Genomic DNA, 9657 nt, shown 5'->3' with positions numbered 1-9657 from the left:
CTCTGACACCGGGAGACCCTGACGTGACCGAAACCGCCGACACCGCCCTCCGCCGCGAGATCGTCGAGACCTGCCGCAGGATGAATGCGAGCGGGCTGAACCAGGGGACCGCCGGCAACATCTCCGTGCGCAACGCCGCGGGCTTTCTCGTCACGCCCTCGTCGCTGCCCTACGACGCGATGCAGCCCGAGGACGTCGTGCAGATGTACTTCGACGGCAGCTATGACGGCGCCCGCCGGCCGTCCTCGGAGTGGCGCTTTCACCGCGACATCCTCGCCGCGCGCGACGACGTGAACAGCGTCTTCCACTGCCATTCGGTCTATGCCACCAGCCTTGCCGTCCATCACAAGACGATCCCCTCGTTCCACTACATGACCGGGATCTTCGGCGGCACGACGATCCGCTGCGCCCGCTATGCCACCTATGGCACGCAGGCGCTGTCCGACGCGGCGCTCGAGGCGCTCGAGGACCGCACCGCCTGCCTCCTCGGCCAGCATGGCCAGATCGCGCTCGGCAAGACGCTGGCGCAGGCGTTCTCCAACGCGATCGAGGTCGAGACGCTGTCGCGCCTCTACATCCAGGCCCTCGTGCTCGGCGAGCCGCCGGTGCTGCCCGACGACGAGATGGAGCGCGTCATCCGGCAGATGAAGAACATGAGCTACGGCCTCGCGCCCGACCTCGACGGCGTCAACGATACCGCCCGCAAGCGGGCCTGAGGAGACAGTCCCATGACCATCAAGAACAAGCTCGGCGTCCACGCCTTCGTCTGGGAGCACGGCTGGAGCAAGGAGCAGGCGACCAGCGCCATCAACCAGACCGCCGAAGCCGGCTTCGACTTCATCGAGGCGCCGTCGCTCGACCCGTCCTCGATCGACCCCGCCGTCACGGTGAAGCTGCTCGAGGCCGCCGGCATCGGCATCGCCTTCTCCATGGGGCTCGACTTCGAGTCCGACATCTCCTCCGGCGACCCGGAGAAGGAAAAGCGCGGCAAGGCCCTGCTGCTCGACGCGATTTCGGTCTGCCGCGACTGCGGCGGCAAGTCGATCGGCGGCATCCTCTATTCCGGCTTCGGCAAGTACTACGAGCAGCCGACCGCCCACGGCATCCGCCGCTCCGCCGACATCCTGCGCGAGGTGGCCGGGGTTGCGGCGAAGAGCGACATCAACCTCTGCCTCGAGGTGGTGAACCGCTATGAGACCAACATCTGCAACACCGCCGCACAGGGCGTGGAGATGTGCAAGCTGGTCGGCGCGCCGAACGTGAAGGTCCACCTCGACGTCTATCACATGAACATCGAGGAATCCGACATGGCCTCGGCGATCATCGACGCCGCGCCCCACATCGGATACTTCCACACCGGCGACAGCCATCGCGGCTACCTCGGGTCGGGCTCGATCGACCTGCAGGCGGCGTTCCGCGCGATCGTCCGGGCGAAGTACGAGGGCCCGATCACGTTCGAGAGCTTCTCCTCCCGCGTCGTCGGCCAGCCGCTCGAGGGCATCCTCGGCATCTGGCGCAACCTCTGGGAAGACGGGATGGATCTCGCCACCCACGCGCTCATGTACACCAAGGCGCAGCTCAAGGCCGCGCACGAGGTCGAGCGTCAGGCCGAGCGCAGCCGGCTGCCGATCTGAGCCGCCAGACCAGCCAGCCGCCGCCTCGTCGAGAGAGCGGCGGCTGTCGCTCGCTGTCCTGGGTTCAGCGGTTCTGAAAAGTCGCGGTGGTCGGCATCGACGACCGCGCGTGTCTCGCGGCTCCCTCGACGCGCTCCGGGTCCACGGCATCGACGTGCGCCACCACCCTGAGGCGCGCGCAACAGCGTTTTTCCCGCTTTTGCGATTGCCGGAGGTCACGACGGCGCTACCTCCTCCCCCTCAGCCAACGGGGCGCCGCTCATGCTGCCCCGACAGCCAGGAGGAGCGCGACGATGGCCGTCACCTTCACCCTCAATGGTCAGAAGACCAGCTTCGACGGCGATCCCGACACCCCTCTGCTCTGGGTCATCCGCGACGAGGCCCGCCTGACGGGCACGAAGTACGGCTGCGGCGTCGCCCAGTGCGGCGCCTGCACCGTCCACCTCGACGGCCTGCCGCGCCGCTCCTGCGTCACGCCGATTGCCACCGTCGATGGCTCGGACGTGGTGACGATCGAGGCGGTCGCGGGCGCCGAGGCCGATGCCATCCGCGCCGCCTGGACCGCGCTCGACGTGCCGCAATGCGGCTATTGCCAGTCCGGCCAGATCATGTCCGCCGTCGCCTTGCTGCAACTGGTGCCGAGGCCCAGCGATGCCGATATCGACCACGCCATGGCCGGCAACATCTGCCGCTGCGCCACCTACGTCCGCATCCGGCAGGCGATCCACGATGCCGCGGCGACCCTGGAGGGCTGAGCCATGACCGTGCAGACCTCCCGCCGCGCCTTCCTCACCGGCCTCGGCCTCGTCATCGGCGTCACCCTCGCGCCCCGTGGCTTCGCCGCCGACGCGCTGACCCGCGGCGCGCCCGCCGACGTCACCGGCGCCAGCCCGTTCAACGCCTTCGTCCGGGTCGCGCCCGACGGCACCGTCACGGTGCTTTCCAAGCACATCGAGTTCGGCCAGGGCCCCTATACCGGCCTCGCCACACTCGTCGCCGAGGAGATGGACGCCGACTGGAGCCAGATGCGCGCCGCCGCCGCGCCCGCCGACGATCAGATCTACGCCAACCTGATGTTCGGCCTGCAGGGCACGGGCGGCTCCACCGCCATCGCCAATTCCTACGAGCAGATGCGCAAGGCCGGCGCGACCGCCCGCGCCATGCTCGTCGCCGCCGCCGCCGAGAGCTGGGGCGTTCCCGCCGCCGAGATCACCGTCGCGAAGGGCCGGATCGCCCACGCCGGCACGGGGAGGGAAAGCGGCTTCGGCGCGTTCGCAGAACTTGCCGCGACGATGCCCGCGCCGGAAAACCCGCCGCTGAAGGACCCGGCCGACTTCGTGCTGATCGGCACCGAGCTTCCCAAGCTCGATACGCACGCGAAATCCACCGGCCAGGCGGTCTTCACGATCGACGTGCAGGCGAAGGACATGCTGGTTGCCATGGTCGCCCATCCTGCCCACTTCGGCGCCACGGTCGGGCATTTCGACGACACCGCCGCCCGCGCCGTCCCGGGCGTGGTCGACGTGAAGCCGGTGCCGCAGGGCGTCGCGGTCTACGCCGAGTTCGACCTGGGCCGCGCTCAAGGGCCGCGCCGCGCTCTCGATCGACTGGGATCTCACCCACGCCGAGACCCGCTCCAGCGCAGAGATCGAGGCCGACTATCGCGCCCTCCTCGCCAAGACCGGCCACGAGGCGGCGAAGACCGGCGACGTCGACGCGGCCTTCACCGCCGACGGCCTGACGGTGCTCGAGCGCGAGATCGTCTTCCCCTATCTCGCGCACGCCCCGATGGAGCCGCTCGACGCGGTGCTGATGCGAAACGCCGACGGCTCGATCGACTGCTTCAACGGGGCGCAGTTCCCGGGCCAGGACAAGGCGGCGATCGCCGAGGTCTGCGGCGTCGATCCCGCGCGGGTCCGCATCAACACCCAGCTCGCCGGCGGCAGCTTCGGTCGCCGGGCGCAGTTCGGCTCGCCCTACCTGCGCGAGGCGGCGGCGGTCTTCGCCGCCTCCGGCATGGCCCGTCCGGTCAAGCACATGTGGACCCGCGAGGACGACATCCGCGGCGGCTTCTACCGCCCGACCTATCTGCATACCCTCAAGGGCGCGATCGACCGGGACGGCAGCATCGTCGCGTGGCAGCAGCACATCGTCGGCCAGTCGCTGATGAAAAAGGGCGAGTTCGACGAGTCGACCGTCGAGGGCGCCGCCGACCTGCCCTATGCCATCCCCAACCTCCACGTCACCGCCACCGCGACCGACCTGCCCGTGCCGGTGCTCTGGTGGCGCTCCGTCGGCCACACCCACACCGGCTTCGCGGTGGAGACGTTCGTCGACGAACTGCTGCAGGCCGGTGGCAAGGATCCGGTTGCCGGCCGCCTCGCCCTTCTCGGCGACAGATCGCCGCGCCACACCGCCGTGCTGCAGAAGGTCGCCGACCTCGCCGACTGGGGCGGCCCCGTGCCGGAGGGTCGCCAGCGCGGCGTCGCGCTGCACAAGAGTTTCAACACCTACGTCGCCGAGATCGCCGAGATCTCGATCGAAGCCGGCAGGCCGCGGGTCCATCGGGTCTGGGTCGCCGTCGACTGCGGGCAGCCGGTCAACCCCAACGTCATCAAGGCGCAGATGGAGGGCGGCGTCGGGTACGGCCTCGGCGCGATCCTGTTCGACCAGGTGAGCCTCGGCGACAGCGGCCGGATCGTCCAGTCCAACTTCCACGACTATCGCTCGCTGCGGATCAACGAGATGCCGGCGGTCGAGGTCGCCGTCATCCCGTCGCGTGAGGCCCCGACCGGCGTCGGCGAGCCGGGCGTCCCGCCGATCGGCCCCGCCGTCGCCAACGCCTGGCGCCGCCTTACCGGCCAGCCGGTCCGCCGCCTGCCGCTCTCGAGCGCGGAGCTCGCCTGATGCGCGCGCCCTTCCTGACGGCCGCGCTGGCCGCCTTCGTCGCCGGCCCCGCGCTCGCGCAGGACCTGAAGCCCGTCTCCGCGTTCGACGCCATCGCCGACCCGGCTGCCCGCTCGGCCGTGCTCTTCGAGGAGGCCGGCAAGGTCATCGAGCACCCGCGCTGCCTCAACTGCCACCCGGTCGGCGACACGCCCATGCAGGGCGACGACATGCACGCCCACCAGCCCCCGGTGGTTCGCGGCGACGCCGACATGGGCGCGCCCGGCATGATGTGCACCACCTGCCACGGCCCGGCGAACGTCGCCATCGTCGCGCAGGCCGAGGGCCTCGGGTCGATCCCGGGCAATCCGGCGTGGCACCTCGCGCCGCTCTCCATGGGCTGGGTCGGCAAGTCGCTCGGCGACATCTGCACCCAGCTCAAGGACCCCGCGCGCAACGGTGGCCGGGACCTCGACGAGATCGTCGAGCACATGGCGCACGACGATCTGGTCGGCTGGGGCTGGGATCCGGGCAAGGGCCGCACCCCGGCTCCCGGCACGCAGGCGGAATTCGGCGAGCTGATCCAGGCATGGGTCGACACGGGCGCGCACTGCCCGCAGTGAAATCCCGGCGGGGGGGCAACGGCCAAAGTGCGCGCTGATCCTGTCGGAACAATTCGTTGGGCCTCCCCGCCTCGATCCCGCCGGACCTCCTCTCAACGGTCGCACTCGCCCCCCGGGCGTGCTACGGCGCGGGGATGGCACAGCAGGTCCCCTCGCCCGAACAGATCCTCGACTGGCTCCGCCAGCACCCCGGCGAGGGCGCGAAGCGCGACATCGCCCGCGCCTTCGGCCTGAAGGGGGCGGCGAAGGTCGAGCTGAAGCAGCTCCTGACCCGGATGCAGCGCGAGGGGCTGATCGAGAGGAACCGCCGCAAGGTCCGCCCCGACGGCGAGCTGCCCCCGGTCCTCGTTCTGCGCGCCGTCGGCCCCGACGACGCGGGCGACCTCTGGGCCGAGCCCGCCGAGTGGGAGGGGGACGGCCCTGCACCGCGGATCCTCGTCCTCACCCGCCGCGACGACCCGGCGCTCGGCGCCGGCGACCGGCTGCTCGGCCGCTTGGTCGCCGGCACCGAAGAGGCCCCGCTCGCCGCCCGTGTCATCCGTCGCATCGGCATGGGGCCGCGCCGGGTGATCGGCATCTACCACGCGGCGGAGTTCGGCGGCCGCATCGCCGCCATCGACAAGAAGACCGATCGCGACTGGCAGGTCGCCCCCGGCGACAGCGGCGGCGCCCGCGAGGGCGAACTGGTCGAGGCCGAGCAGCTCGGCGCGCCGCGCGGGCATGGCCTGCCCCGCGCGCGGGTCGTCGCCCGCCTCGGCGACCCGTCACAGCCGCGGGCCGTCTCGCTCATCGCCATCCACGAGCACGGCATCCCCGACGTTTTCCCCGAGGCCACCCTTGCCGAGGCCGCCCTCGCCCGACCCATGCCGCTCGGCCGGCGCGAGGACCTGCGCGACCTGCCGCTCGTCACCATCGACCCGTCCGATGCCCGGGATCACGACGACGCGGTTGCGGCGATGGCGGACGACGATCCGGCGAACCCCGGCGGCCATGTCGTCTGGGTGGCGATCGCCGACGTCGCCGCCTATGTCCGCCCCGGCTCCGCCCTCGACCAGGAAGCACGCCGTCGCGGCAATTCCACCTACTTTCCCGACCGCGTGGTGCCGATGCTGCCCGAGGCGCTGTCGGGCGACCTCTGCTCGCTCGTCGACACCGAGGACCGCCCCTGCATCGCCGTCCGCTTGGTGCTCGGCCCCGACGGCTCGAAGCGCAGCCACCGCTTCACCCGCGGCCTGATGTGCTCCCGTGCCACCCTCTCGTACCAGCAGGCCCAGGCCGGCGCCGATGGCCAGCCCGATGCCCTGACCGAGCCGCTGATGGACAGCGTCATCCGCCCGCTCTGGACCGCCTGGCGCGCCGCCCACACCGCACGCGAGCTGCGCCAGCCGCTCAATCTCGACCTGCCCGAACGCCGGATCGTGCTGTCCGACGAGGGCAAGGTCGAGTCCGTCGCCTTCCGCGACCGCCTCGATGCGCACCGCCTGATCGAGGATTTCATGATCCTCGCCAACGTCGCCGCCGCCGAGGAGCTGGAGGCGAAACGGATGCACCTGCTCTACCGCGTCCACGAGGAGCCGAGCCAGGAGAAGCTCGAGTCGCTGCGGCAAATCGTCGAGTCCGTCGGCCTGTCGCTCGCGAAGGGACAGGTGCTGAAGACCGCGCAGCTGAACCGGCTGCTCGACGGCGTGGCGGGGACCGAGCACGCCGAGATGGTCAACATCAGCGTGCTGCGCTCGATGACGCAAGCCTACTACGCGCCCGAGAATTTCGGCCACTTCGGGCTGAACCTGCCGAAGTACGGCCATTTCACCTCGCCCATCCGCCGCTATGCCGACCTCGTCGTTCACCGCGCGCTGGTCCGGTCGCACGGCTGGGGCGACGACGGGCTGACCATCGAGGAAGAGCGCGGCCTCGGCGAGACGGCAGAGCACATCTCGATGACCGAGCGGCGCTCGATGCTGGCCGAGCGCGACACCACCGACCGCTACCTCGCCGCCTGGCTCTCCGATCGCGTCGGATCGGAATTCGTCGGCACGATCTCCGGCGTCGCCCGCTTCGGCCTGTTCGTGAAGCTCGACGAGACCGGCGCCGACGGCCTCGTGCCGATCTCGGCGATCGGCCGCGAGTACTTCGTCTACGATCTCGACAGCCAGACGCTGACCGGCGAGAAATCCCGCCGCGTCCTCGGCCTCGGCCAGCGGGTGACGGTGCGGCTGGCCGAGGCCGCGCCGATCACCGGCGGCCTGCTCTTCGAGCTGCTGGAGGTCGAGGGCCGCACCATGCCGACGCCGCCGAAGGGCGCGAGGGGCGCCCCCCGCCGCAAGCTCGGCGCGAGCCGCGTCCGCAAGCGGGTCGACGACAAGCGCGCGAAACGCCGGTAGCCGCTCGGCCGGGGCCGCCTTCGGCTTTTTCTTGGCGACAAATACTCCCGCCGGAGGCTCCCGAACCCGCCAACTGCGCGATCCGCCCCCACCTGCAGACGCCGCTCGGAGCGGCCTCGCTGGGTTCAGCGCACGCGCAGGACGTCCGTCGGTCTCACGCCTTGCCACCCGCGAACTGCGCCTCGAACCCCTCGCGGCGGGCGTCGTCGACCTTCGCGAACAGCACCTCCGGCACCGAGAACGCCGCCCCGGTCGGCAGCGCGTCGAGCGCGGCCGCCACATCCGTCGGCCAGTGCGCCTCGGACACCCCGAGGGCGTCGAGCATCGCCGCAGAGGCGTCCGGCACGAACGGCTGGCTCAGCACCGCATAGAGCCGGATCAGGTTCAGGCTGAACCGCACGATCGCCGCCGCCCGCTCCGGGTCGGTCTTGATCGCCGTCCACGGGGCTGCCGCCTGCAGGTACTCGTTCCCCGCCACCCAGATCGCCCGCAGCTCCTGCGACGCCTTGCGCAGCTCGATCGCGTCCATGGCGGCCTCGAAGGCCGCCAGCCGCCGGGACAACTCCTCGACCACAGCCTCCTCGGCCGGACCGTAGGTGCCTGCCGGAACCGTCGCGCCGAGGCGCGCGGCGGCGAACTTGGTCACGCGGCTGACGAAATTGCCCAGCACGTCGGCGAGATCCTTGTTCACCCCGGACTGGAAGCTCTCCCAGGTGAAGTTCGAGTCCGATCCCTCCGGCACGTTCGACATCAGCCACCACCGCCAGTAGTCGGCCGGCAGGATCGCGAGCGCCTGGTCCATGAAGACGCCGCGCCCCTCGGAGGTGGAGAACTTGCCGCCTTCGTAGTTCAGGTAGTTGAACGACTTGATGTAATCGACGAGCTTCCAGTCCTCCCGACCGTCCTGATTGGCGCCGAGGATCGTCGCGGGGAACGAGAGGGTGTGGAAGGGCACGTTGTCCTTGCCCATGAACTCGAGATAGCGCACGTCCGCCGCGCCGAGGTCGGCCCGCCACCAGCGCTGCCAGCCCTCCTCGCCGAGGCCGCGCGCGTGGGCCCATTCGGCGGTGGCGCCGATGTACTCGATGGGCGCGTCGAACCAGACGTAGAAGACCTTGCCCTCCATCCCGGGCCAGTCCTCGCTGCCCCGCCGGACCGGAATGCCCCAGTCGAGGTCGCGGGTGATGCCGCGGTCCTGCAGCCCGTCGCCGTCGTCGAGCCATTTCAGCGCGATCGAGGTCGAGAGCACCGGCCAGTCGGTCTTGGTGCCGATCCAGCGGCGCAGGTCGTCGCGCATCAGGCTCTGGCGAAGGTAGAGGTGCTTGGTCTCGCGCACCTCGAGGTCGGTGGAGCCGGAGATGGCGGAACGGGGCTCGATCAGGTCGGTCGGGTCGAGCTGCTTGGTACAGTTCTCGCACTGGTCGCCGCGGGCGCGGGGATAGCCGCAGTTCGGGCAGGTGCCGGTGATGTAGCGGTCGGGCAGGAAGCGACCGTCGGCGGGCGAGTAGACCTGCTTCTCCATCACCTCGGCGATCAGGCCCGCGTCGGCGAGGCGGCCGGCGAAGTGCTGGGTCAGCCGGTGGTTCTCGGGCGAGGAGGACCGGCCGAAGTGGTCGAAGCTGAGGCGGAAGCCATCGGCGAGGTCCTTCTGCACCTGCCAGAGCCGGGCGCAGTAGTCGGCGACGGGCTCGCCGGCGGCAGCGGCGGCCAGCTCGGCCGGGGTGCCGTGCTCGTCGGTGGCGCAGATGAACAGCACCTCGTCGCCGCGGGCACGCCGATAGCGGGCGAAGACGTCGGAGGGAAGCTGGCTGCCGACCAGATTGCCGAGGTGCTTCACCCCGTTGATGTAGGGCAGCGCGGAGGTGATGAGGATGCGGGCCATCGGCGGTTCCGGGGTCTCTGGTGAAGACCTCGGGAGATAGGCGATCCGGGGCGCGCTGGCCAGAGAATTGGGACGGCGGCGGCCGGAGGCGAAAGCGGCTGACTTCACGGGGCGACGGTCGGAAGCGCCGTGAATTCATGGGGATTCGTCTTCAGGACCTGCCAGCGCATGTGAAGCGCCGCCGGAACGGCGGGGCCGCGGCTCTGGCCGCCGTCCGGGCGGTCCGGGCTGGCGGTCCGGGCTGGCGGAGC

Annotated in this window: 7 protein-coding genes and 1 pseudogene; 7 read left to right on the top strand and 1 reads right to left on the bottom strand. The window is 70.7% G+C overall.

Annotated elements, in window-relative coordinates:
- The first annotated feature begins 23 nt into the window (after positions 1–23).
- From QM699_RS15730 to rnr, 7 genes and pseudogenes are all read left to right on the top strand, one after another.
- Positions 24–716, top strand: a complete 693-nt coding sequence (locus QM699_RS15730; protein ID WP_415012007.1) for a class II aldolase/adducin family protein — start codon at positions 24–26, stop codon at positions 714–716.
- A gap of 12 nt (positions 717–728) precedes the next feature.
- Positions 729–1634 carry a sugar phosphate isomerase/epimerase family protein gene (locus QM699_RS15725; RefSeq protein ID WP_415012006.1) on the top strand — a complete coding sequence of 302 codons (906 nt, stop codon included), beginning with the start codon at positions 729–731 and terminating at the stop codon, positions 1632–1634.
- A gap of 293 nt (positions 1635–1927) precedes the next feature.
- On the top strand, positions 1928–2389 hold the full coding sequence (locus tag QM699_RS15720) for a (2Fe-2S)-binding protein (RefSeq protein WP_415012005.1): 462 nt from the start codon (positions 1928–1930) through the stop codon (positions 2387–2389).
- 3 nt (positions 2390–2392) lie between these two features.
- A pseudogene (locus tag QM699_RS15715) lies at positions 2393–2911 on the top strand (molybdopterin cofactor-binding domain-containing protein); the annotation flags it as partial.
- 466 nt (positions 2912–3377) lie between these two features.
- Positions 3378–4541: a xanthine dehydrogenase family protein molybdopterin-binding subunit gene (locus QM699_RS15710; RefSeq protein ID WP_415012004.1), complete on the top strand. Its 1164-nt coding sequence runs from the start codon at positions 3378–3380 to the stop codon at positions 4539–4541.
- Positions 4541–5143 carry an Isoquinoline 1-oxidoreductase subunit gene (locus QM699_RS15705; RefSeq protein WP_415012003.1) on the top strand — a complete coding sequence of 201 codons (603 nt, stop codon included), beginning with the start codon at positions 4541–4543 and terminating at the stop codon, positions 5141–5143. Before QM699_RS15710 ends, QM699_RS15705 begins: the two co-directional genes overlap by 1 nt.
- Positions 5144–5277: 134 nt before the next feature.
- Positions 5278–7524: a ribonuclease R gene (gene rnr / locus QM699_RS15700; protein WP_415012002.1), complete on the top strand. Its 2247-nt coding sequence runs from the start codon at positions 5278–5280 to the stop codon at positions 7522–7524.
- Between the two features lie 154 nt (positions 7525–7678).
- On the opposite strand, the gene metG is transcribed toward rnr, so the two are convergent.
- On the bottom strand, positions 7679–9406 hold the full coding sequence (gene metG / locus QM699_RS15695) for a methionine--tRNA ligase (protein WP_415012001.1): 1728 nt from the start codon (positions 9404–9406) through the stop codon (positions 7679–7681).
- Positions 9407–9657 lie beyond the last annotated feature (251 nt).

Origin of the sequence: Amaricoccus sp. (assembly GCF_047602525.1) — a bacterium.
GTDB lineage: Bacteria > Pseudomonadota > Alphaproteobacteria > Rhodobacterales > Rhodobacteraceae > Amaricoccus.
This window is presented reverse-complemented; position numbering and strand designations above follow the sequence as displayed.